General features: G+C 44.0%; 14 protein-coding genes. 9 read left to right on the forward strand and 5 right to left on the reverse strand.

The window, feature by feature from the left end; genetic code table 11:
* Positions 1–144: 144 nt before the first annotated feature.
* Positions 145–1,674: a SctK family type III secretion system sorting platform protein gene (locus H524_RS0100385; protein ID WP_027938807.1), complete on the reverse strand. Its 1,530-nt coding sequence runs from the start codon at positions 1,672–1,674 to the stop codon at positions 145–147.
* An 882-nt stretch (positions 1,675–2,556) separates the two neighbouring features.
* Complete coding sequence (locus H524_RS13435; protein WP_044121103.1) at positions 2,557–2,865, reverse strand: hypothetical protein; 309 nt, start codon at positions 2,863–2,865, stop codon at positions 2,557–2,559.
* Between the two features lie 505 nt (positions 2,866–3,370).
* On the opposite strand from H524_RS13435, the gene H524_RS0100400 reads away from it, so the two are divergent.
* From H524_RS0100400 to H524_RS0100440, 5 genes are all read left to right on the forward strand, one after another.
* On the forward strand, positions 3,371–4,717 hold the full coding sequence (locus H524_RS0100400) for a metallophosphoesterase (RefSeq protein ID WP_027938809.1): 1,347 nt from the start codon (positions 3,371–3,373) through the stop codon (positions 4,715–4,717).
* A 716-nt stretch (positions 4,718–5,433) separates the two neighbouring features.
* The gene (locus H524_RS16140) at positions 5,434–6,948 is read left to right on the forward strand and encodes a glycosyltransferase (protein ID WP_211232138.1); all 1,515 of its coding nucleotides are present in this window, start codon (positions 5,434–5,436) and stop codon (positions 6,946–6,948) included.
* Between the two features lie 490 nt (positions 6,949–7,438).
* The gene (locus tag H524_RS0100420) at positions 7,439–8,497 is read left to right on the forward strand and encodes a DNA cytosine methyltransferase (RefSeq protein ID WP_245580426.1); all 1,059 of its coding nucleotides are present in this window, start codon (positions 7,439–7,441) and stop codon (positions 8,495–8,497) included.
* Positions 8,498–9,149: 652 nt separating this feature from the next.
* Positions 9,150–9,593: a hypothetical protein gene (locus tag H524_RS0100430; protein WP_027938812.1), complete on the forward strand. Its 444-nt coding sequence runs from the start codon at positions 9,150–9,152 to the stop codon at positions 9,591–9,593.
* Positions 9,594–11,112: 1,519 nt separating this feature from the next.
* Entirely contained in the window at positions 11,113–11,760 is a 648-nt protein-coding gene (locus tag H524_RS0100440) for a nitroreductase family protein (RefSeq protein ID WP_027938813.1), read from the forward strand.
* A gap of 647 nt (positions 11,761–12,407) precedes the next feature.
* Here H524_RS0100440 and H524_RS0100445 read toward each other — a convergent pair.
* Positions 12,408–13,736: an MATE family efflux transporter gene (locus tag H524_RS0100445; RefSeq protein ID WP_044121104.1), complete on the reverse strand. Its 1,329-nt coding sequence runs from the start codon at positions 13,734–13,736 to the stop codon at positions 12,408–12,410.
* Positions 13,737–14,280: 544 nt separating this feature from the next.
* Positions 14,281–14,832, reverse strand: coding sequence for a MarR family winged helix-turn-helix transcriptional regulator (locus tag H524_RS16145; RefSeq protein ID WP_052338816.1), 552 nt, complete (start codon positions 14,830–14,832; stop codon positions 14,281–14,283).
* A gap of 1,701 nt (positions 14,833–16,533) precedes the next feature.
* Here H524_RS16145 and H524_RS0100465 point away from each other — a divergent pair.
* Positions 16,534–17,157 carry an L-threonylcarbamoyladenylate synthase gene (locus H524_RS0100465; protein WP_027938815.1) on the forward strand — a complete coding sequence of 208 codons (624 nt, stop codon included), beginning with the start codon at positions 16,534–16,536 and terminating at the stop codon, positions 17,155–17,157.
* Between the two features lie 298 nt (positions 17,158–17,455).
* On the opposite strand, the gene H524_RS0100470 is transcribed toward H524_RS0100465, so the two are convergent.
* Entirely contained in the window at positions 17,456–18,106 is a 651-nt protein-coding gene (locus H524_RS0100470; protein ID WP_084281560.1) for a manganese efflux pump MntP, read from the reverse strand.
* 2,734 nt (positions 18,107–20,840) lie between these two features.
* On the opposite strand from H524_RS0100470, the gene H524_RS0100485 reads away from it, so the two are divergent.
* The 3 genes from H524_RS0100485 to H524_RS17540 form a co-directional block, all read left to right on the forward strand.
* The gene (locus H524_RS0100485) at positions 20,841–21,995 is read left to right on the forward strand and encodes an autotransporter outer membrane beta-barrel domain-containing protein (protein WP_027938818.1); all 1,155 of its coding nucleotides are present in this window, start codon (positions 20,841–20,843) and stop codon (positions 21,993–21,995) included.
* Between the two features lie 822 nt (positions 21,996–22,817).
* Positions 22,818–26,417, forward strand: coding sequence for a beta strand repeat-containing protein (locus H524_RS0100490; protein ID WP_027938819.1), 3,600 nt, complete (start codon positions 22,818–22,820; stop codon positions 26,415–26,417).
* 55 nt (positions 26,418–26,472) lie between these two features.
* The coding region (locus tag H524_RS17540; RefSeq protein WP_211232139.1) for a helix-turn-helix domain-containing protein at positions 26,473–26,655 on the forward strand (183 nt) is incomplete at its 3' end.

The raw sequence follows: 26,655 nt of genomic DNA on the forward strand, positions 1-26,655 counted from the left end.
TGCCGTCATTCAAAAAGAATCTTGATAACCCCAAAGGCAGCACGTCACAACCGAGCATGTTGTGGCAGTCTTTACCCATAACAAAACAGCCTGACTAAGACTTGCTTAATCAGGCTGTTTGAAGAGCAATTAACAGTTGGTGGACTATTCTTGTAAGTACTCGTGCCAGTGCTCATCGATTTGGAACTTTAAGATCACGGCGGTGAGATCAAAGACCTGCTTAGCGCCGAACTCTAAAGTAATGAGCTGCTGTTCCTCAACTTGCTTTTGCTCTTGAGGAACTCCCATTAAAATTTCTTTTTGCACTTGGCGCTGCTTTAAAGATGCGGCTCTAAACTTGCGCTTATCAATATAAGATCCATATAAAGCGGCATCAGCATAGGTAACCTCTAAAGGCGCACCCACGCCCTCAGGCACAATGCTATAGTCGATCTTGCCATCTGCTCTTAATACTGGCTCCTTAACGCCACTACTCTGAGCGGCAGGAGCATTTGCAGCACTATCTTGAGCTGCTGCAGCATCTGAAGATGCATCAGCATTATCTGGTGCAGTTGCAGCTGCATTTGCATCAGCGTTGGTAGCTACAGTAGCGGTAGCGTCTGCATTTGCATTTACGTTTGCAGCAGCCTCAGCCTCTGTGTGAGGCTGATTAGCAGCTGCATTGGTATCGTTGGCGGCTGCAGGGGCCTCGGTTGCAGATGGAGCAGCGCCATTAGTATCTGCCGGAGTTGCCTGAGCTGGAGTGGCATCAGCTGCGGTGCTTTGAGCTGGCGCTGCAGGATCTTGGGTGGCTGCTTTATCAAGAGAGGCCATCTCTTGGGCGTCATTGGCAGAGCTTGCCTCTGCCTCGGCATTTTCTTGAGCAGGGGTCTTTGCCTCGTTATCTTGGTTTAGAGTTGGTAAGTTGCCCTCAGCGTGAATAAGACCAGATAGACCGTTAATTGTGGTACCTGACTTATTTTGTTCCTCCATGGCATCACGAGCGGCAATCATTTGATTGGTGTTATCAAAAGCGCTGTATTGAGCAGGGGTATTCATCTGTGATGGATACGGGGCCTTGATATTGTCATTTACTGGGTAAATGATGGACAGCACGTGCTCACGTGAGGTGATGATATTTGGGTTTAAGCCATGGGTCTTGGTGAAGGTCAGCAAGAGCTCAATAAAGTACTCTCGAAGCTCGTTAGAGCTAAAGAGTGGAGTAATGCACTTTAAGGCACACAGGCCAAGATAGGTACAGTCTTCTTTTAAAGAAGCAAGGTTGAGTGCAAAGTCGAGATTTTTAATGAGATAGCCGTAATCAAGCGCAAAGTTATAGGCATCACGACCAATTTGCTCGTAGATCTGATCTTTTTCATCTTGAATCATCACACCGGCTAAAGCGCGGGAGTTAATGCAAGCACCGATATAGACGAGCAAAGTCTCAAGTTCAGCTTGTCGAATTAAACACAGACGATCAATATTGTTCTCAAAGTAGTATGAGATATTGTTCTCTTCATGAAAGCGTGCCAGCTCTGGATGAACAGTATATAAGCTGTCTTTAATCTGCTCAGGATGACTTTGGGCTCGCTGACGATATTGTCTAGCCGAGAAGTCAGCATTAAATGCGAGAATACGGTTGAGCAAATCACCTTGAGTAAGAAGGTAGTGCACGTAGTGAGGAGTCATAGCCATTTTGTGGATAGCTCTATTAACTTTTGATCTACTATCGGATTAGCCTAACAATTAGCGTAAGACAAGAAAAGCTATTTACGCCAGTGATGAGCTCACAAGATATCACAGTTTGCTCAAAGTGCTAATAAACAGCGAACTTAACATGATTTGTTTGTGACGTTAACGGCGCTTTTGACTGTTCTATTCATTCTATTGGTATGTAAAAGTGCGATCTTGCACAGCCGACTAGCAATCAAGTCAAGCCACCATGAAAAACGCACTAACAGTCTTCAGCAAGAGAAGAATCAACACTTAACTCATATGTAGCAAAGATTGCTGAAGAGCTAAAAACTGATGATGGACTAAGATTTGAGCTCAAAGAGAAGCATTACTCAGAGCTTTTAGAAATATGCGGCTGTTTTGCTTTGTTCTGTACTAGGACAGACTTATCACCTAACGAAGTGCTAGATATTTACCGAGCTAAAGACTGTGTTGAGAAGTCATTTGGCATCTTCAAGAATGACATTTTAGATGAAAGAGTACAGGTTAAGAATCAATGGAAAACTGTCTCTAGCAATCATTGGACTGATATTGCGTAAAACTCTTGAAAACAAGCTGAGAGGGTATCTGACGAAGTCTCGTAAAGGCTTGGATAGCGCAATAGCTAGGCTTGGAGACATAACATGCTGGAAACAGAATGATGGATGGGTATTAACTTCGGCTCTTTCAAAACAACAAAAAGAATTAGTAAAGGCACTCGATCTGCCAATAAGCCGATTAGATATTAAGCGAGGATAGACCTGATTCGTACACAGTCTCTAGGTACGAACAGGCCTATTTGTGATGCCCTATATTTATTTAAGGGAGCTAGGTTATTACATAGAATTAAAGAGAAAAAAAGGTTTAGTCGTCAAAATCCAGACTTATAACACATTCTTTTACGTCTACTTCTTTTTCCTCTAAATTTCCCCACCCTTGTTCCATAGCTTTACTAACTAAATAAAGTATATCTGACATTTTAGGGATTCTAGCTTGTCCCATTGCAGGTAGTAAATCTCCATTAGGTTGTCTCCAAATAAATCTATACCCTGTTTCAGAAGTATTAGCATCATAGACATAATTACAATATTGGAAACAAAGTACCCATTTATTGTCAATCTCATGTCTTTTGACTTCGTGAATAACCTTTACATGAGTCTTAGCCTTAGCCATTCAAACAACTCCTTTATTTTATTTCTACAACTATTTGTTTTAAGCTAAAAAATAAATTCCCAAATAGAGAATTTTCTTCAAAAAAAATTAATAAAATTAAATATAAAGGGGAATTTTAAGATCAAAGATCTTATGTTCCCAAAATGTCATAATTATTCTATAAAAGAGCAGCAAAGAGGAATCTTTGCCATTTCTTTTGAAGCTTAATTTTTTTGAGTAAACTTATTATAGTATTAGGACACTATATTATCAGTGATTTAATTCACATTTTTATCTTTAAAAATTAACCCCCAACAAAATCAATTTTTATGAAATCTATAGATGAATATGGGGGGCGTTTTTTAGGGGGTCCGATGCGACTAGCTTAGTTGCCTTAGATGGTGGATTTGCCTAGAAACTTGCACCAATATGTTAGAACTTGCGACGGATCTAACGGACAAAGCTGTGCTTATGGATATAATGTGAGCCTCTTAGTACTGATGCTAAATGTTTTGGTGAGTAATTAATGTCCGCGCTACATATATCTGCAGCGATCTTTGTAATCTATGCCATTGCCTCGCTCTTGCTTCCTTTAAAGCTCAAGCTTGTCTATAAGCTTGTATTGTCCTTGGTGCTCGCTTTTTGTGGCAGCAAGTACCTTATCTATATGTATAGCGGCGGTGTTTTAACGCCGAAGCTGCCAAGCAATGTCATCTTGTGTTTAGAGGTTCTCTACAGCTTCTTAATGCTAAGTGTAGTCTGTGCTCTCATTAAAGATCTCGTGTTGCTCGGTCGTAGCGTGGCACGCTACATTGAAAAAAGATCCTCAGGCCGTCGTGGCGTGGGTAAGGGCTCCAAGAGCGCCTCAGCTACAGGTACCGTTGCCTTTAAGCCATGGCCTTTAGGTCGCATTAATACCGTTATTGTAGTTGTGGCATTTATTAGCGCGTTAACTGGTACTCTCTCACAATTACGCACCCCAAATGTAGTTGAGCACACTGTCTATGTCCGTGGTCTGCCACAGGCATTTGATGGCTACACCATTGTGCAGCTTACTGACTTGCATATTGGCCCAGTTCTAAAGCGTGATTTTCTTGAGGGCGTAGTTACTAAGACTAATTCATTAGATCCAGATCTGGTCTTAATCACTGGTGATCTTGTGGATGGATCAGTAGCTGCACTAAAAGATGAGTTTAAACCTTTTGAAGATCTGCGTGCTACCAACGGTGTCTTAGCCGTAACTGGCAATCATGAGTATTACTCTGGCGCAAACTCTTGGGTCAAGACCTGGGAGCAAATGGGCGTTAAATTCCTGCGCAATGAAAGCGTTCTCATTAGCAAGGGCGCATTCTCTATTCAGGTGGCCGGTATTCCTGATATTCGTGGTGTAAATTTAGGTGAAGTTAAGGCTGATCCTGAGGCGGCTTTAAAGAACGTTATACCATACAAGTACGGCAGCTACACAGCCATTAGCGCACCTGCAGCAAGCTCCCATGGCACTGAGCAAGCCTTTAACGAAGAGAGTTTAGATGGCGCTGGTGCTACCTTTAGCATTAAGTCACGCCCAATTTCCGGCATCGCTTCCGAGCTTAACAAGGCCGTAGCCACTATCTTTATGGCCCATCAGCCTAATGCTGTAGCCGATCTTGATATCAAGGCCAATCTTATCTTAAGTGGTCACACTCATGGCGGCACTATGTTTTTCTTAAAGCCACTCATTGCCCACTTCAATGCAGGCTATGTGTCTGGCATGTATGATCTTGGTAGAGGCTCAAGCCTTTATGTAAGCAATGGCACTGGTATTTGGTCAGGCTTCTCTTGCCGTCTCTTAGTGCCATCAGAGATCACCAAATTCACCTTACGCCGCAACTAAACAGCAATACAACAGCTTGCAAGCGAGTAATACAGCAGCTATCAAGCTAGCAATCAAGCTGCTTGCAGGCGTGAAATACAGCTGCTCGCAAACGAGCGATACATCAGCTCTCAAGCGAGTAATAAAGCTGCTTGCAAGCTAGCGAAGCTGCAGAAGATCAAGAGCGTAAGGCAGCAAGAGATCAGAGTACAGGCACATAAGAGCAAGTGGCGGCAAAAGATAAAATGCAGCATGCTCATGCCTTAGATTACGGCGTAAATTCAAGTCGCAGCGGGATCGCTGCGAGAGTATTTAGCTTGATTAATTGATCTCTTTATCATCATAGCTGTAATGCTATGGCTGAAGTTTGCTAAAATAAATAGATTAGTGCCTGATGAACAGGCGTAATTATCACGCCGCTGTCAGGATAAGATTAATTTTTGACCCATGGCAAAGATATAAAGAACCTAAGTAACAACAAGCTCTAGAGTATTGCTTGCGGCTGTAGCTGCAGCTTAGCTTGAGTTACTTAGACTTTAAGATCTTTGACATGCTACTTTGGAAAGAGAGCGCACCTTGTGTGTTTGCCTTAGGCTTGAAGCGCCAACAGTACTGTGATGTCCTAGTTTTAGGTTGCAACAGCTACAGCTAGGCTGCTTGAATGCGCTGAGCATGGCCTAGCAATGAGCGTTGTTAAGGACAACAGTGAGCTGTCTTTCATCATCTGCGAGGAAAAAATGTCCTATAAGATTCTGTGGTACTCATTACCTTCCTTACATGACAACAGCAACGGTGCAGCAATTCATAACAAGGTTATGCTTGAGGCTTTAGCTGCACGTGGTTTCCAAGTAAAGGCTTTAAATGCTTTAGTTGCTGATGATCCACAGGGTCTAAACGTATTTGAGCGTATTGCCAAGCAGGTAAATGCACAGCCTGATGCTAACTACATTCAGTTTACTGATACTGGTGTTGAGTACATCGTAGCTCGTACCAAGGGTCACGTATCTAACGACGTTACTGCAGAGGACCAAGGCAAGGTCTTTGATCTGTTTGTACAGTTCTTAGAGAAGTTCAATCCTGATGTACTTATCGGTTACTCAGGCGACTGCTTCTCTGCTTTAGTGCGTCATGAGGCTAAGGCTCGTGGTATTCCTGTAGTCTATGCTTTATGCAATGGCCTGCACCGCTCCTTTGCTTTCCCAGATTGCGACTTAGTCTTCACTCCATCTGAGGCTACTGCCAATATGTACCGTGAGGTAGACGGTATTGATGTTAAGGCTGTGGGTCAGTTCATCTACAAAGAGCGCGTCACTGTACCAAATCGTGATGTAGCTAAGGCTAAGTATGTAACCTTAGTAAACCCAACTCCTGAAAAGGGTTTAGCTATCTTTGCTAAGATCGCTGAGGTATTTGCCCGCAAGCATCCTGAGCAGAAGTTCTTAGTAGTTAAGAGCGTAGGCGATTACTACAAGATCTTTAACCACATGCACAATGACGACGGCTCACGCTTCTTACCAGCTGGCATGGTCAACCTGCCAAACATCGATGTTGCTGAGCACACTGATGACATTCGCTTAGTTTACGATGTTACTAAGGTCTTAGTAACTCCATCTGTATGGCACGAGGCTTGGGGCTGTGTAGCTACTGAGGCTACTTTCAATGGCATTCCAGTGCTCTCATCAAAGAGCGGTGGTTTACCTGAGGCTGTAGGCGAGGGTGGTATTTTACTTGAGGCCCCAGAGAAGACCTTAAAAGACTTTTATCGTGTGCCTACCGATGAAGAAATTGCTCCATGGGTTGAGGCATTAGAGCGCTTACTGAGCGAGGATTGGTCAGAGCAGTGCAAGAAGGCATCAGAGCGTAACGATTTAAACCGCAGCATCGATCGCTTACTTGAGTACTTAAACCCAATCATGGAAAAGGGCTCTAAGGAAAAGGCTCCACTTGAGCGTTCATTCTTCTTCTCAGCAGAGACCATGAAGAAGCGTAAGGCATACTACATTGCCGAGGCTAAGAAGAACGGTGTTGAGCTTGAGACCAATACTCAAGAAGAGCCAAAGGCTCAAGAACCAGCCAAGGATGCCCCAAAGAAGGCAGCAGCCAAGAAGACTACTGCAGCAAAGACCACCAAGGCCAAGTCTGATAGCACCAGCGAGACCAAGGCTCCAGCTAAGAAGGCAAGCACTGCTAAAAAGACTGTAGCTAAGAAGCCAGCAGCTAAGAAGACCACAGCTGCCGCTGATAAGAAGTAATTAAGCAAGCAGCAAGCTAGCAACCTTTCAAGCGAGCATGCTTGCAAGTTCAGCAAGCACCAAGCAGCTAGCTAAATTAGCCTGCTAGGCTAACTTAGCAATTATGCTGCGTCACATGCCTGAGCAGTGCCATTCATGGCAGACATGGCAGATCAGTTGCCATGCACACGATGCGCTCTATAGCTAGCAGTAGCATCTAGCTCAAGGCTAAATAATAAAGAGGCTCCACCAATTGAATTGGCGGGGCCTTTTGCATTCTTAGGCATCAAAAGCATTGAATGCCTCGACCAGTCCTCATTAAGGCTGCGCATCAAAATGCAGCTGCACAACGCTTAACGGCTAAGCTACAGCTCTTAGCCGAGTTAAACTGCAGATATAGGCATTTAGTATCCGCTATGCTGGGTGCAAAGCTATGGTGGCTTACTCCATGATAGCTATCGTAGTGAGCATGGTATAGTGCAGAACGATGGTCATCTCCATCAGAAACTTTATGAAAATGATTTCATTAGCTCAAGACACTCAAATGCATAAGAACAACACTTCTGCATTACGCACATCTGCTAAGAAGATCCGCTTAAATGATGATAAAAAGATGGAGCGCGATCTTATTACTGATGAGTTAGAGCGTTGCACGGCAGCAAGCATCAGCAAAAGAGATAGGTTTAGCGTAGTGTCTTTATTTTCTGGTGCTGGCGGCATGGACTTAGGATTTATTGGCGGATTCGACTTTCTGAGTAAGCACTATGCGCAATTGCCGTTCGATATCATTTATGCAAATGAGCTTAGCCCTCATGCTTGCAAAACTTACCGCATGAATTTTGAACATCCAATTATCGAGGGTGACATCTATGAGCACTTGGACGAACTGCCAGATCAGGCAGATGTCGTGATCGGTGGTTTCCCATGCCAAGATATATCGATCAATGGCAAGATGGCCGGTATTCAAGGCAAGCGTTCAGGTCTTTACAGCGCTATCGTCGAGGCAGTACGTAGAGTTAAGCCAAAAGTCTTAGTGGTTGAAAATGTTGGCAGCTTGCTGATGAAGAAGCACAAATCATCCTTAGATAAGATCATTGCTGATTTCTCTTCATTAGGCTATCAAGTCTCATATCAGCTCTATAGCGCTGAACAATATGCTGTACCGCAAACACGCGAGCGAGTTTTTATTGTGGGAGTTCGCCATAATGTTGCTCCATTTTGTCCGCCTCAACCTTTAGCCTCTAAACCCATCACAGCTCAAGAGGCTCTTTATGACCTAGAAAACAAAGCAGAAGATAAGGCGTTTTCGCACGTGTGGAGTAAGGCTAAGGTGAGTGGTGAGCAAGGCTATACCATTCGAGCTGAGTGCCATGGCAATATTCAGTTTCATTACAGCCTCTCTAGGCGTATATCCATGCGCGAAGCAGCGCGTCTTCAATCCTTTCCTGACTCATTTACTTTTGCTTGCGGCATTCGTGAAACTGAGCGCCAAATCGGTAATGCCGTCCCGCCAGTGCTAGCTTGGTATATTGCACGCTCAGTTTTAAATACTCTTACTGCCTCCAAATAATGAAGAGGGGAGTTCCCTTAGCTTGATCTTTTGCCATGATCTTGGTGATCCAATCTCAAGGGACCTGACTTATGCTCGTTCTTAAAAGCTCTAATCTAAATGCCCGGGGGTGTGAATTGGTTGAGCTGTGATCTTAACTAGCCAATCTAAAAGCTCTGATCTCAATGATCTAGTCTGAAAGCTATGATCTTGATGGCATGATCTTGTTACATACGCTTGCAGCGATCTTGATCGAATAACTTGAGATCTAGCTCACCTTGTGATCTTTGAGGGCGGTGATCTTATTTCTTTTGCCATGAGGCGGCAACAGCGGCAAGGTGGTGGCAAGGTAAATTATGGGGCGGCAAAGATTGCAAAGAGGCTTTTTTATCTACGTTTTGTTGGTGCTAGCGCTGATAGGCTATGGCTTTGAGGCGATCATAAAGGATGGCAAGGGCGCTTATGCGGCGCTGTGATCTTTAGGTATTTTAGTTGTTTAGCGGCAAAGAATGCCGTTAAAGACGCGTGATCTTATGATCTTGGTATGTGATGGCAAAGGGCATAAATATCAGCTTTGCACAAAAAGATTAAGTTGTTTTGTAAATGGCACGTCATGTGCAAAACCTAGAGTACTTCTGCTTCCCTCAGAAGTATTTAAAATTAGGAGACAACTATGTCAAGCGCCCTTATCAATGCGGTTGGCTCACCAAATGTCAGGGAAAATTGGTGGGACAAGAGTAATAAGATTGATGGGTTTGCACAATCACCAATCTCCGAGGTGTTCGGTACCGAGGCAAGCAGTGGAACTTCTTTCTCTGCTAGTCTTGAGAACATCTTAGCCCGTGCTGAGGATATTTCTGCTGCCGACGGTATGAATATCAGTCGTGCTGCACCAACCACAGTAACTGGTGAGGCTGTAACCTTTGAAGAACTTATCAACTCAGAAAATGCGCAGATAAGAGAATTTGCAGTCTTAGATCAGCAACCGCTGTCACCAGATTGGTCTGTCTTAAAAGCTCAGAATCCAGTAACTCCGAGCAACTTTAAGGCACTCAATGGTTTATCAGATGGCTTAATGCTATCGCAGCGCTTTGCTAATGCTTTGTACGCCGTTTAGCGAATGAAGTAGCTTAATAAGCTATGCCATTTGCTTGTATAAAGTAAAGATGGCAATGCTTTTACGCTGATCGGGCAAATATTCTCTTTGACGGCATTTACATGCTGTAAAGAGTGTTCATAGTTTTCTACTGCAGGCAAATATACAGACACTAAAGATCTATCTATCTTACGATTGAGAAGGTCTTTGGGGTTTATATAAGTTGCCAACAGAATCGACTTTATCTGACAGAAAATGGCAGTGAAAGCTGTCCCTGGGCAATTGCTGTCAGACTAAGGTGCCTTGTGGCACTTTAGCTGTCGAATAAAGCCATTAAACTATGCACGCAGCAAATGCTCTTACTGCGCATGGTGTCTTTTGGCACTTTGCGCAGCAAGAACTTTGCACTCCAAAGCGCTGCTTTTGTGCCTGCATTTAGCAATGCTCAAAAGCAGTAGCCTTGCTTTCGTGTATGTTTTGATTCTGCGAGATCTTTGAAGCTAAAGATCCTTGCCAAGCCATTTTAGGCAAGCCTTGCAACATCTTGTTACACATGCAATGAGATGTTTTGGCAAGGCTCTTAAGCTTACTCAATACCCCACCAAAAAGGTTGCTTAGCAGCCTTTGCCGTGGGGTTTTGTATTTTTATCCCACCACTTTTTCACGCAAGCCACATCACGCAAGCCAGATCCCACTGCCACGAGCCGGCCAAGACCGCAAACACAACGAGCCAGCTACGCAAGCTCCAACCAGACCAATCAATTCAAAACTCGTTAAATTCCCGCAAAATTGAACAAACTCGACTAAAATCGGTCAAAAAGTCGCTAAAACACGTCCAAAACGACCAAACAACTGCACATCACAATTGACGCGTTTAACAGCTAGCACTGCAGCTGTTAAACAGATGCAGACGAGTTCATTCAAGCAATGGCTTATTGCTAATCCTTGAACTATGCATGAGCTGCATCCCAAAGCCCAAGCTATATCCTAGCTATCGAAAGTCCTAGTCATTACCAAAGCCTAGCTAGTGTCCAAATTACCACGAGCAACTGGATCTCTCATCAACAGAGCTAGTCTTTTCCAAGCCACTAAAGAGCCATGCTTGTTACTTTCCTGTTAAGGCAAACTTTAAAGTGCGTAACGGATGCAAAGTGCCAAAACAGGGAAATACCGTCTTCACAGCACAGCACAGCACAGCACAGCACAGCACAGCAAAGCTGGACACTAAACTGCACTGCACTGCACTGCACTGCTCTGCACTGTCTTGCATGCAGTGCATGCTGTAGTCCGTCTGGAGATGGAGAGTTTTGCTCTAGCCCATGCACTCTAGTGCTTAATGACGGTTCAGGGCTGCTTCTATAGATGGTTTATGCGGCGAGCTCAAGGGCGTGAGGGAGCTTGTATGAGGCTCCTCATTACAATGCAAATGCATTGAGGATAGGTAATTGAGGCTACATTGTGATAGGCTGATGTATATGTGTTGCTGCAGAGTCTATTGCTAGGCGGCACACTATGAGTTTTTTGTACTGAGGGTGAAAAGATGGACTTGCTTGAGCTTTTACAAACAAGATATACCACCAAGCATTACGATGCCTCTAAGAAAGTAGATGAGGCGCTGATGGATAAGATCATGGAGTGCGTACGCTTAACTCCAACCTCAACTAACCATCAGCCATACCACTTCTTTGTTTTAAGTGGTGAAGCAAAGGATGCACTGCGTCCTGGCATTAAAGACTTCAACATGTCTCGCTATGACGATAGCACTTACGCTGTGGTTATCGCCAATTTAAAGAGCCTCTCTGAGAGCCATTTAGAGGCCGTACTTGAGGCAGACGAGAAGGCTGGCAGATTACCAACAGCCGAGCTTAAAGAAGCTCAGGCTAAGTCCCGTATGTTCTTTGCCAACTTACATATGGAAAACGGCGACTTTAATGCGTGGGCTTGCAAGCAAGCCTACATGGCCATGACCACTATGGTCTATGCTGCAGCAGCCTATGGTGTAGATAGCACCATGATGGAAGGCATCGACTATGGTAAGGTAGATGAGATCTTAGAGCTCTCTAAGAAAAATCTCACCACCTCCTGCGTCGTAACCTTTGGCTACCGTGCTGAGAATGACTCTAATCAGGTTAACATTCGTCCAAAGTCCCGTCTGACTATAGAGCAGCTGGTCACCAAGCTCAAATAAGCAATCTATAGCCACCTCAGCTTGCGATCTAAAGGCAAGCTACAGCCACTTAAGCACCTTGAGTTATGAGCCCATGGGCCTTTAGCTATGCATTATGAGCGAGCCTAGCACTCATAGCTAGCAGCTTAGATGCAAGCTCAAAGGGCTAGCATGCTGATGCTAGGTAAAGAGCCCATTGCTGCGTGAGTAGCTCCAATAAGCTGCGTATGTAGAGAGCTTAGCTGAGTAGCTTAATGAGAGCTATCTTGCAGAGGCATTGCATGAGTCTTTGCTCTGATCTTTGCTAAGAGCGTGCTTGCGCCTTAGAGCTAAGGTGCAGTTAGGTAAAGTAGGCAGCAGAGCTGCTTAGATATACGCTGGATAGGCTGTGCTGCTTAGATATATGCTGGATAGGATGTGCTGTTAGCATTGGCATGGGAATGCCGTGGCAGTGTAATGGCTATGCAGGCGGCTTAGAGCTCGTGGGCTTATGATTAGCTAGATAAGAAAAAAGCAGATTGTTTGGGGACGATCTGCTTTTTTGATGCCTACTAATTAACTAGAGGGCTTAGACATAAGGCCTTTGCTAGCTTTTGCTATTGTGGTGGCCTCATGGCTGATTCTGATTGGATTTTGTGGCATTGGCTTTTGCCTTTAGCTTTGGCTTATTAGATAGCGTGCAGTTTGTGGACATTGTTGCGCTTAGAAAAGAGCTTATGGTCGTATTTGTACTTGAGGCCTAAGGCAACTAAAGCTGCAGCAAACTGACTTGCAAAGACAGCCCACCACACGCCATATTGTCCTAAGAATGGAGGTAAGATCTGCAAGAAGATAAGCAGCATAATGGCCTCCATATATGTGAGCACGTATGAGTACTTATTAAACTCGGTAGCATAGAAGCACTCAGTAGTCACACGAATAATGGCGATAAAAGGTAGGCCGAGAACAAAGATCGGCATGACGTTGGCAACTTCAATACTTACTTCATATGAAGCACCAAACAATGGGCCGCAATAGTCACGCAAGAAAAAGAGCGCACCACCGCCAATGAGGGCAAAGAGCAGGGCATTTTTATAGGCAAGATTGCGGGTAAAGAACAAAGCAGTAAGCTTATGGGCACCAAAATAGTGGCTAAAGAGCGGCTGTGCACCTTCACCCACGGCCTGCAGGATCATCGTAATCACACAGATGATATAGGCAAGTACTGCATACACAGCAATAGCTGTATTACCACCATAGATACCCGAGTAATTGTTGATGATAATGAGGATGACACAAGGGCTAATGGTAAGACCAAAAGGTGCTATTGAGATGCGTACTATAGGCGCATAGAGCTTAAGCTGCTTAATGATATTGAAGTTTAAGTAGAGATCTCTTTTGTAGATCATGTAGCCAAGGGCAAAGACAAAAGCACTACTCTCACCAACGATAGTTGCTAAGGCTGCACCTGTAAGGCCCCAATCAAAGACAAAGATAAAGAGCCAATCGAGCAGAATATTAGTGATAAAGCCGGTGATCATAGCCCACATAGCGATCTTGGCATAACCAAAGTTTCGCACTAAAGGTATTACGCCTGTACTAAACACAGGTATAAAGGCGGCATAGGCGATCACTATAAGATACTCATAGCACATGCTAGCTAAAGTATCCCGAGCGCCTAAGATGAAAATAACTTCATCCAAGAAAGCCATGATTACAATAGTGTAGAAAACACTAAAGGCTAAGAGCAGATTAAAGGTGGCAGCAACATTGAGCTTAGCATTACTCTTATCACCGGCACCTGAGCAAATAGAGTAGCGAACAGCACCACCCATGCCTATGCCAGTACCAATGGCAAGAAACAGGGCAGTAATGGGGTAGGCAACATTGATTGCAGCTAAACCTGCATCGCCAACTGCGTGTCCTACGAAGATGCCGTCCACAATTGCGTACATGCCGCAGAGCATGAGGGCAAAGAGTGATGGGATGACATATGAGTAGAACCTACGCCTTAACATTTTGATCTCCTTGTGCCGACGTCTATTCTGAGTGAGGGGAGAAATAGTAAGATGGGGCGTAGATGATGGAGACTTACGCAAGCAATAAGCTATGTAAGACCTTTAGATGCAAGCAAGAGCATCGCTGCTTATGCATATGCTTGTAAGGACTCTTAGCATCAAAGCAAAAGTGCTGCAGCTAAGTTAAAGGTATGAGCTTACTTACAAGCCTAGAGCCAAAGAATAGTCCACAGTGCGCTAAAGAGACAGTGCATCGCATTAAGCCACACTTGAGCATGCCTAGTTTTAGCGTGCACTCTTGTAAGAGCGCTGCTGCACCGTGCAAGGTTGCTTACAAGCTTATGTCCGTAAACTAAGCAGGCTTGTCATTATGCTCAGGCATCGTGTGGCTGCTTGTCACTCTAAAGATAAGCGCATGGCTATGCTTTGGAGCAAGGAGTAGTGATGCCCCGCTTAGGAGCATGGTCTAGTGACGCCCCAAAGTGCTATGGATAATTGTAGCTAGAGTTAAGGTACTTAACAGCTTGGCTGATCTTAAGAGTGCTTAAGCTTCTTTATTGGAGCCCTTGGCTTTAGTCTTAGTAGTTTGCGTAGACTTCTTCATATGACGCAGACGTTCGGAGAGCAAGATGTTGAACTGTTTTTGGATCTGAACAAAGATATTGAGCTGTTCAGGATTGAATGAACCAAAGATTTCGCGTTCAGCAGTCAATAGCGGACCTAACGTATCTTGTGCGTATTTCTCACCTGTTTTAGTGAAATGCAGTGTCTTAGATCTACCATCGAGCTTTGATGGGCGGGTGGTTAAGACACCTTGAGATATTAAGTCTCTAATCACACCATTAACTGTCTGTTTAGACATGCCTAGGCCTTCTGCAATGTCCTTTTGACAAAACTCAGAGGTCTTATCACTTGAGGCATCACGAGAGGCTGGCAAACGAATCATGGCATAGAGCACCATCATATGACATGGTGTAATGCCGAGCATGTTAGCCCAGGTATCGTAAATTGAGTTATTGCGACACCAACAAGCGGTTACATCGCCAAGAACTTCTTCAAGTGATGAAGTGTGATTATCTTTAAGTTCAGAGGTCATCCAATATCGTCCTGAGCTAATGCAAAGAAACCTACACATATTAAGCAAGCAAGATTGCAGCTTTATACTTGCCACAGAACTATATCTTACTTAGTAATTCGGGCCCTTGTTGTTATCGGATGCAAAGCTAGAGGGTAGAGCAGCTTGTATGCTTACCATAAGGCCGTACCATTGCTTTTGCCATAGTGCCCTGAGCTAAGACAAGTCAAAAAATATTGTCTAAGCTCGAAGTAGGTTCATTGTACACCACACGATTAGCCTAAATCTAAGAGATTTACATACGTGTGACAAATCAGAGAAATATAGGGATCTTTCTGAACCGCTGTGCATGATAGTACTAAATTATACTAAATTCAATCTCTATTCTGACTAAAAATATCTACTACACTTACTAAACTAGATCGAAACTTTGCAAGTTTGTAACTTTCGCTCTAATACATAGCAAAAAAGCCATGTAAAACCCGCTAAAAGCACCCAAATAAGTCATCTACCCAAAAAGTGCACCTGCCCATGCAAAGCCATCGCTAATCAAACTCAGCACGTAAGTTAGGTGTAATGGGCCACTCAAGATACGCGCCTCCACAGAAATGCCAATCATCAGCAGCTACAGCCGCTGCCCCGGCCGCTGTCGCCATTAAGCTAACTGAATCTAGAAAGCTGAGCTCTTACTGCAGCTAAGGCTTATGCAGAATAGCAGTACAAACGATGATTATTGACCGTCCGGAGTGGCGTACAAAAATGATTAGTGGCCGTCAGGTGCGGCGTACCAAGGATGATTAGTGATCGTAAGGAGTGGCGTACAACTATGATTAATGTTCGCTAGGAGCGGTGTGCAGCTAAGACATAGCCAAGGCTAAAAAACAAAGACAAAGCCATAGCAGGTAGCAATCTGCACTGTCACTGATGTTGGTCTTGGGCAAGGCCTAACGTAGGCATAGACGTAACTAAGCAACTGCAAAGCGCAATGGCCTAAGGAAGATTAGCCTGCTTAAAACGAGCAAGCTTATGGCTTTGGAAAGAAGGTGAGTAGCTGCAGTTGCTTAATCATGTGCTTTATCATGAGTGGATTAGGATAGTAAGATCTGAGCATAGCCTTTGGGCACATACATGGGTCTTAGCAAAGTGATGGCTGTTACTTGCTGCAAGGATGGTGGCTAGGCAAGATGAAGTGGCCATGACTTAATACATGGATGCGCCACATGTGTTTTGCCTCTGTGGTATGAACTGCTCCACAGCTTGGTCATGCGATATGAGAGATCGTAGATCGCCGAGTCAAAGAAGTAAGAATTAGCGCGTAAAGTGTGAGGTGGCGTATAGTTTGAACAGGCAAACGCTCATTGCAAGCACTCAAGCAAGATCATTGATTAGATCAAAGCTGTATAATGTGCACTGCAAAAAAAGCCTGGGGACTAGTTAAGATTTGGTCGTAGGCTTAGCCTTTAGTAGCACGCAAGCGTCAGTCTAAGCTAGGCACTAAAGGCAAGGATGCAGTATCAAGCTGCATAATTAATTGCTAAAGGGCATTGTGCTTTTTAGGCAAATTATCGATTAGCTGCGCTGCCATTGAAGCTTAAGTTACTTAGCTTTTAATCTTCAATGCGTGCGGGCGCAATCAGGATCCGTTTATAGAGGCTTCAGCCCTGAATAGCACTTCATGGGTAAGACCATGGTCGATCCTGTTTAACTAAAAAAGGTGTATTCATGTCTGCTGAGTTTTTATCTGTTCATCCTGATAATCCACAGCCACGCTTTATAAAAATGGCCTGTGAGATCTTAAGAAATGGCGGTGTTGCTGTAGTTCCAACTGACTCAAGTTATGCACTGTGCTGTCTGATGGAGCAAAAGAACGCCATGGAGCGTATTGCTCGTATTCGTAAGATCAGCAAGAACCACAACTTCACTTTAATCTGCCGTGATCTTTCTGAGATCTCCACTTACGCTAAGGTAGATAATAATGTGTTCCGTCTGTTAAAGGCTAACACTCCAGGTGCTTATACCTTCATTCTGCCAGCTACTAAAGATGTACCTCGTCGTGTGATGAACGAAAAGCGTCGTACCATTGGTATTCGCGTACCTAAGTTCACCATCTTAGAGGCCTTACTTGATGAGCTCAACGAGCCATTAATGAGCTGCACTTTAATCCTGCCTGATGAAGAGGTAGCTGAGCACGATCCAGTAGCCATCAATGACAAGATTGGCTCAATCGTAGACGTGATTGTAGATGGTGGTGAGCTTTATCCAGAGTCTACTACTGTGGTGGTCTTTGATAACGGCGTGCCAGAGGTTCACCGTGTTGGTCGTGGTGATCCAACTCCATTTGAGTAATAAGATCTCTAAACCAGATAAGATGGCCTAAGCGACCAAGCCCGCCATCAATCTCAAAACCAGATCCGATGGCCTAAGCTACCATCCAGACCTCAATCTCAAGCCCCGCTCCTAGTGCAAGCTAAGCGGGGTTTTTCATGTTTGCAATACGTCACCGCAAGAGTGAAATAGTCTTAGACCACCACTGCCGCAACTATAATGCGCGGGCGCTGCAGCAGCTACTATGAGCTACCTCCATGATCCACATAGTCAATGCTAAAAGGTCAGGATGTAGCAATAAACGCGGCTTTGCGTGAGTCTATGCAAAGAGATGAGTAAGCTGCGCCATTGCCTGATGCTCAATAAGTATATTGATGCCGATGGAGATCAGAACGAGAGCGCCTAAGACATTGAGAATAGGGTCGATAGATTTTAAGGTAGAGAGGATCTGACCCATAAAGTAACCAAGCAAGGACAGAGCAAAGCACACAAGGCCAATAACAATTGCGCTTAGCCAAATGGTATTGCCAACTAAGCCGTATGAGACACCAACAGCTAAAGCATCGATAGAGGTGCCAATTGCCATTGATATTAGAGAGATAAGCCCAACATGCAGCAGGGCATTACTCTGTGGCTGCGAAGATGAAGTGTCTGATGACTCTGCTGCTTCCTGTGTGCGTTGCTCAAGATAGGAGCTAAATGCCTCTTTGAGCATATTAGCGCCCACACCTGCCAAGAGCACGAAGGCAATCCAGTGATCTACTGCAGCTAAGGTGCTTTCAAGTTGTTTGCCGGCAAAGAAGCCAATGACTGGAATTAAGAACTGAAAGAAGCCAAATGTTAGTGCAACCGTAAGTCCGGTGACGATACGTGAAAGGCGATTAATGCTGCTCTTACCTGTAATGATTGAGCACACCAGGGCATCTACTGCTAAGGCAAAGGCCACAATCAATATTTCAGAAAACGACATACGACACGTCCACAACTTGGTAGCAACACACCAACGCCTGCCATTATAGAAAACAGCTCTTAAGAAACAAGCAAATTATCACCGTTCCGTCATAGGATTTGATGATCTTAAGAGGCAAAGGATTAAGCCTACGCGCATGTAACTCAAGCTCGAGCCAAGCTATAAGCAACAAGAGGCTGCAGGCAATAAGATGAGCATAAGCAATAGCTGCCCACATAAGAAAGCAGGGCAGCACAAACGAGAGCTACAAGACGCAGTAACAAAGGTTTGAACCACAGGGTAGAAAAGAATAGGCTCGACATCTCTCAGCTAGCTGCCCCCAAACGCGAGAACTGCAAGGCCGCAGCAATGAAGAATGGTTATACCAAGGTAGGCATCAGAATACTCATGGCACGGTAGGCAAGGCGCAAGAAACAAATTCTTTACCCTCTGCGCATTGGGAGCAAATAGAGTCGTAATCCAAACTAAGCTTAAGTCCATATGGCATGAATATGAGGGAGCTCTATGGCATATAAGTTATGGCATGCAGCTACAACAAAAGCCGTTAAAGGCGAGCAAAGCAGAGTAGAACTGATGCTTCAAAATAGGACAACACTGTATGTGAATATGAATGTTTAAGATCGTGGCTGCATACTTAGGAATTTGATAAATAAGCTAAGTGTACGCATTATTCTTAAGCGCGAAAAATGTGAGATCAAACCCAAAGATCTTAAAACAAGGGATCGCAAGCACCACTTTTGTGACATCACGCATTGGTTTTGAGCATTAACGTATCCATAATGGGCAATACGAAAACAACTTTACGACGACTATCTGCCGCTTTGGTGCAAGATGGTCGCGTTAACTATTGTTGCTTTTGCAGTCTTTGAAGCAAAGTCTCTGCTGAGAGTTTAGAAAGTTGATCTAAACCAACATAAGATCAGTTTGATACCAAACTTTGCTTTTGCTCGGTACTTAGTGTGGAAACTACAAGCTTTAGCGCTTTAGTAGTTTGGTACTGATGCACACCTGCAAGATTAAGCTAACAATCAAGCATTTAAGCCTATAGCCACGCAATTGCAGTGGTCTTATTAGGCTTAACATAAGGATGTACTTTTAGGTCAACATCAAACGTTTAGAGCTAGACTCTGATGCTGACCTGCAGCACCCTTTGTGCTGATGTTATTGCACAGACACAAAAGTCAAAAGACTAAGCAGCGATGTACTGCCAAGTTCTCTATGTACGACATAGTAACATCGCAGTGTCGTGTGCCCGATTCGAAAATCATGTGTAAGGCTTCGTTTTGCCAAGGCCGTCTAGCATTAGCTTTTCGCTTTTTACGCTATGCAGCGATGGTCTGGGGCTCGGACTGTACAAACTTATACTGCTTGCCTAGTCAGGCAGCCATGTGTCTAGTGGCAATATGTATAAGTTTGTTCAGGCTGCGCTCTCAAAATGAAGCCATTCCTACCAATCAATACCTCATCGCCCGCTCACAAAACCACCAAATAAGCATTCATCTAGATATTAAACATAATCAAAATATGTGACGTTACAATTTAGGTAGTATGTTAAGAAAATTACAATGATGACTACTTAGACATCGCTAGAAAGTTACTGCGCTTGAGTAAATGAAACGAGACTACAGTACTCTTAGCTATGCCTACATGAGTAGCATCGTCTGCAGTCACAGGTAAAAGAGCGCAATGAGTTGAGATCAGCAATTGTCGGGGGCTAATGAATAGCCACGGTAAGCATGAGTGGTACATTAGGCATAGATATGTACTACAGAGCGCTAGTAAAAGTTAACTGAGGCAAGCGATCAACCAAACTCTAAGTGAAGGGCAGGTATGAGTCCATATAACGATAACCAACCTCGTAAGCTAAGGTCAATCATGGGCAAGGTTATGGTCACAAGGCGAGCGCAGGCAACTGCGAGAAAGTGAATACCAAAGTCATGCATGGCAATGGGATAGGCATTATAAGCAGTGCATTGATACATGGCAAATGCCTGGAGTTCGGAAAATAAGTAAAGTACAATGTTTTTGCAGCTATTCAATGATGATTGCAATGTTATAAGTAGGTAGTAGTTAAGAGGAAGATTGCCTGCAAAAGGGCCTTTATCTGCTGAGTAAAATGTCCACTTATGGAAGAACAGTTGTTAAAAATTAAGGATGGATGGTAATAAATCTAGGTAGATATGTTTATAAATTCGCTTGAAAATACTTAGTTTTGTGTTGAATACGTATAGAAAATATGCTAGGAGGGGGGGGTGATATAGTTGTGATGCGCCAAACTAAAGCATGCACTTTGTCTATATCGCAAAAATCCTTCTGCAAGACAGTCACAAAAACTCGTGATTAAAGTGAAACGCTAGAAGAAGACTGGTCAATATACCAATCCTCAGTTTGCAAAGATGTCAGCTCTCCTAAAAGCAAGATGTCATGCCATAAAACATAAGGACTAGGGCTTGTCTCGACATAATGAGCGCGGATGCTTATATGTTGTGCTATGCTCAACAGTATAAGGTATATGACCTCCCTCCTAAAGTTACGCATAGTCTTCTCTAGCAACCTTTCATGAAGTCTTTGCTCATAAGTCGCTATAGACGGCAAACATACATATAAGGCGATTTGCACTGCATCAGCATCATCAACAAAGCACATGATGTCTTCCGCTCAAGGAAATGCAGTCTAGCCTCCAAATCGCAAACAGAAAAAAGTAAAAGGCATTATCCTTTCGTATGCTGGTGGCTTGCTGGAAGGTAGATATGATTCAAGTACTGGCGGCTTCAACCTCGAGTTCAAGCCGGAGAAGGCTGATGCAATTTACGATGGCATCTCCCGTCCTGTAGCTGACGCTATCGTTGCTAAGCTCAAAGGTGAGTTAAAGGAAAAGTCTGCTGCTGGTTACGGCTTATTTGCTAACTTGATTGCTGCTGAAAACTATAAGGCTATTGACGCTACTGCTCACGCTGCAACCTATGCAGGTGCTCAGCAGGCTGCCGTTGCTGCGGTAACCACCATGGCTGATGCAATGTTTGGTCGTGTCGGTGCTGTTGGTGTTGAGGCTGCCTCTATCTCCGCTACTGGTTCACAGGCTAACGGCGGTGTATGGTTAACCCCAATGTACAAGTCTGTTGACTCTGACGGCTTCAATGCTGAGGGTGCTTCTTACGGTGCTGACGTTGACCTCTCTGGCGTAGCATTCGGTACTGATACTGTAAACGGCAACATGCGTTTTGGTGCTGTATTCAACATCGGTTCTGGTGATGCCGAGGGCAAGGGCAACGGCAACGGTCTGAAGGACGAGTTCGATTACTACGGCTTTGGTATCTACTCAGCAATGGGCTTTGGTAACTTTGCTTTAGTTGGCGACGCTTCTATGACCGTAATCTCTCACGAGGTTGAGGGCTTAGGCTTACGTGGCAAGGCAGACACCACTGCTGTAACCATGGGCGTAACCGGCCAGTACACTGTTGCAACCCCAGCTGTTGATGTAACACCACACTTAGGTGCACGCTTCATCCGTCTGAACACCGATAGCTACGATTTAATCTCTGCTAACGGCGTTGAGGGCACTACTGACTTTGACGTTCAGAACGTCTTCTCAGTACCTTTAGGCGTAACCTTATCTAAGGGCTTCGTAACTGGCGGCTGGACTTTAGCTCCTAGCGCAGACTTAACCATCGCCTTCAACACTGGCGACACCGAGGCTAAGTCCAACACTTTCACCGCAGGTAAGAACATTGGTCTGAACACCGAGGTTCTTGATGAAGTTCAGTACGGCGTAACCTTAGGCTTAGGTGCTCAGTACGGTGCATTCGGTACCTCCTTCGGTATCAACTACACTGGCTCTTCAAACACCGACAGCTTCGGTGTTAACGCCCAGGCTCGTTACATGTTCTAATCTAGCTTTGATGGCTTAGGTTTGAACAAACCATAACTTGTCTTGAGACCGCGAACCAAGATCAAATCCTAAGGATTAGCGCGGTCTCTTTCAGCGATCATGGCTGATGTCAGGGATAGGGCATCAGTTGTGGTCGCTTTTTTCTTGAAAAAGTATTGAAAATGCACCTTAAGTACCTTCTGAGCGGTTGTTAATTTGTAGAACTCACTTGCATGGTCTTGACTCAAGATGGTAATAGGAAATTATTGAAAAATAGAATGTCTATGAAGTTATGAAAAGCAAGTTTTGAGGTGGTTACTTAAATGTATATAATATTTTGTGATTATACGTATAAAAAATATGCTGGGGGGGGGGGGTAATTTATTTGTGATGCGCCAAACTAAAGCATGCACTTTGTCTATATCGCAAAAATCCTTCTGCAAGACAGTCACAAAAACTCGTGATTAAAGTGAAACGCAAGAAGAAGACTGGTCAATATACCAAGCCTAAGTTTGCAAAGATGTCCGCTCTCCTAAAGCAGGATGTCATGCCATAAAACATAAGGACAAGGGCTTGTCTCAACATAATGAGCGCGGATGCTTATATGTTGTGCTATGCTCAACAGTATAAGGTATATGACCTCCCTCCTAAAGTTACGCATAGTCTTCTCTAGCAATCTTTCATGAAGTCTTTGCTCATAAGTCGCTATAGACGGCAAACATACATATAAGGCGATTTGCACTGCATCAGCATCATCAACAAAGCACATGATGTCTTCCGCTCAAGGAAATGCAGTCTAGCCTCCAAATCGCAAACAAATCAAATCAAAAAAGCTTACATAGAATGAAGCAAACCAATAACGCCATTAAGTTCTTAATGGCTCAATACCGCGCAATCTTCAAGAACGCCAATATCGCCATGTTAGCAGCTATCGCTGCTTCAGCTTTAGCAGCTGGCCAGGCTCAGGCTGTAGCAAAGAATTTTGATAATGCAACCTTACCATCAATTACAGATACAGATGTAACTATTGATGGTACGGGTACAGATGCTAAGAAGTACAAAAATATCAATCTCACTGACGGCGCAACTAGCGATAAAGCATTTGATATCAAAGTAGGCTCCGGTGGTGCTGCAAATACTATTAAAGGTACAGTAACCTTTGCCCAATCTACTATTACAGTAGCTGGCACTGCAAAGGCAGAAGCAAAGCTTGATATTGGTACAGGTGCACAGAAACCTACCAATTTAACTCTTAAAGAGCTTGCTGTTGCAGATCAAGGAACTCTTATTGTTGCAGGTGCAGATGCCACAAATACAGCAACGGTTACTGCATCAAAGATCACATTTGGTAACGGTAAGACCGCAGCTAACTCTGAAATTACTATTGATGAGAATGCCACAGTAACAGCCGCTGGAGATGGAGATGGTGAAGGTAAGATTACCATTAATCAGGCTCAAGTTACCCTTAATGCCGGCGGTACTTTAAAGGGTAAGGAAGTTGTTCTTACAGACGGTACTGTTGCAAACGGCGGCACCTTATCTGGCAGCACCATTAGTATTAATGGCGGTGAATTAACAAATACTGGTACTCTTACAGCTGGCACCTTAAACTTATCAGGCGGTACTTTAACTGCTACTAAAGCAGTAACTGCTACTGATTTAACTGTTTCAAAAGGTACATTAGAAGCAACTGAAACTGTGACAGCATCTGGTGATTTAAAAATCACTGACGGTACTGTAAATGCTACTAAGGCAGTTTCAGGCAAGAATATCTCTGTAACTGGCGGTACTGTTGATTTTAAGGCTGCAACTGGTGTTTTAGGTAGTGACACCTCTACCGTTAAAATCAATGGCGGCACCGTTACTTCAACCAAGGCTGGCGCTATCAAGGGCAGCAGCATCACTATTGATAAGGGTACCTTTACTTTAACCGAAGGCTTAACCATTGGTTCAGCGGCAGGTACTGTTGATGTAAATGGTGGTAAGTTCACTGTTCCTACTGGCCAGAAGCTTTCGTTTGTTGGTACTACAAACCTTACTAGCGGTACCATTACTACAACTGACGCTGGTGAGCTCGTATTTAAGGGCAATGCCACTATCAACGGCACTACCTTAACTCTTGGTGCAAAAGCTAAAACTAATATTGAGACTGACGCAACTACTAAGACTTCCACTCTGAATGTAAGTGCTACTACTTTCGGTACTTTAGTTAAAGAAGACAACCGTAAAATTAAGGTAACTACTACCGCCGCAGACGAAACTGCAGTTCTGCACTTTACAGATACTGATACAGCCATTAACTTAGCTAAGACTAGCGGTGTTGGTGTAATTAAAGATGATGGTACAGGTCTAGTTGCTGTTAACTTTGATGATAAAGCTGGCGATGGTAAATTTGCAGTTTCAGCTGCAAAGGCAGAGTTCAAGAAAAATGCTTTAGCCCCAACTGCTGCAAAAGATACTGTGAAAATTATCGCCGACGAGCTGACTGTTGGTGAGAGCTCTTTCACTGTAACCGCATTTAATGCTGCTGATTCCCTTCTTCAGGTAGGCAAGACTCTTACTGTTGGTGATGGCACTAAAGATTTAACCATTGCTAAGGGCGGTATCGAGTTAAAGGGCGCAGCAAACTCTACAGGCAACGCTGTTAGCGCTGGCAAGATTACTGTTGGTGGTGGTGAAAGCGGCTTCTTAACTGTTAAGGCAGGTAACTGGGAAGTATCTGCACTTGATCTTAAGAAGGGCAAGACTGATATTGAGTCAGGTGCTGGTTTAACTGTAAACGGCAAGTTATCTGCAGCTACTGGTACAACCGTTACCGTTAAGAAAGGTGGCTCTCTGAGCACAGTTGGCTCTGGCTCTCTTGGCTTCAAAGAGGCAGATGATAATGCTCTTACTGTAAATGGTAAGTTAGAGTTAGATGAAGGCGATCTCTTAGACAACGGTGCCTTAAATGGTAATGCGCTTAAGGCTACTGCATTATCTGGTAAAGGTACTATCAAGATCAATAACGGTACCCCACTCAAAGAAGACCAGTTTAAAAAATTACAACAAGACCTTAGCAAATTCAAAGGTCTCTTTGATGTGGAAGTTGATATTAAAGATCATGATACCTTAACTACCACCAATGCTTTCGGTAACTTAAAGACTGACAAGTACGATAACAAGTCTTTAAATATAAGTGGTGGCGAGAGCATTTCTAAGAACTACTCAGTTGGTAACGTTGTTGTTAAAGCTGATGAAGACTTAGTTCTTGCCGAGGGTGGTAGCTTATCTTTAAACAACCCTCAAGCTCAAAATGTTCCTGGTAACTTCGTATCCAAGACCACAGCAACTGATACTGATGTTGGCAATGTAAAGTTCCAGCATGCAGATAACACCTTAACTTTAGCGGGCACTGGTAAGATTGGCTCTATTACTGCTGATGCAGCTAATAAAGGTGTTGTTGATGTAGGCAACACTGATAAGGCTGGTCATGTAACTGTTGTTAAAGGCAACAGCATTGGTACGCAAGCTAATCCTATTAGTGACGTCAACGTAGTTAAGGGCTCATTAAATGTGGAGTCTGGTAGCATCTTCGCTAACAACTTCGCAATGGATGCTGGCACTTCTGTTCAAGTAGAAGGCGATATCACTACTAGCTTATTAACAGTAGATGGCGGTTTACTGTCTGCAAAGACTTTAAAACTTGAAGGTTCTGCAAAGGACAATACCATTGCTGGTGGCGCTAACGTAACCTTAGATTCCTTAACAATGGGCAACGATCAGGTACTGCTTGTTGGTGAAGCTGGTCAGCCAGCTCAGGCTGGTAGAGCTGGTGAGACAGCTGATTTAGGCTCAAATGCCGTGGTATACACCAAGTCATTAATGATGGGTAATACTACCTCATCAATCTTCGTAGATCCTAACTACGGTACTGGTGCATCATTATTTGCTACCGATAAGATCGGTGCAGATGGCTCAACTGTGTCTGGCAAGGTAGGTATTGGTAGCAACTCCGCTTTTGGTGTCGGCTTCGAGTCTATGGCTGCATTCAAGGATGTAGTTGGCGACTACCTCACTGTAAAGGGCGGCTTTGATGAGAGTGGCGTTAAGAATGCTTTAGTTCTCAACAAGGGCATTACCGTTGCTGAAGGCAATGGCATTACAGTTGATGCAGAAGCAACTAAAGATAACTATGCGAAAAAGGTTAAAGATGATACTTTAACCCTCGGCGAGGGAGCAGCCCTTGTACTTACCGACAAGGCTTTTGGTGCAAATAAGACAGATGCTGCCATTAAGTTCGCAGATACCAATAATTCAGGTTCTATTGTAGTAGGTAACAAATACAAGGTTGTATTAGTTGGTGACTTTGATGCAAATGACAATGCTCTGAAGTTGGCTGTTAAGAAAGATCGTACAGATGCTGATGGCTTAAACAGTACGTGCCAGAATGTAAATCGATAGGCACATGGTAAGATATATGTATAGTTTTGTCTGCCAGTTTTGAGATGTACTTGTTATGAAAAAGTTGAATCCAGCCACTAGGTCTCAAATTGAAGAGCTTCTTCGCAATGGAGACACAGTTGCCTCTATCTCAAGGGCCACTGGGGTTCACATCAACACCATTTATCAGATTCGCAACTTGATGTACACCAATGAGATCCCCGCAGATGCACCAATTCCGTGCAGTCTGACCTCATTA

The organism is Anaerobiospirillum succiniciproducens DSM 6400 (genome assembly GCF_000482845.1).
Lineage (GTDB): Bacteria > Pseudomonadota > Gammaproteobacteria > Enterobacterales > Succinivibrionaceae > Anaerobiospirillum > Anaerobiospirillum succiniciproducens.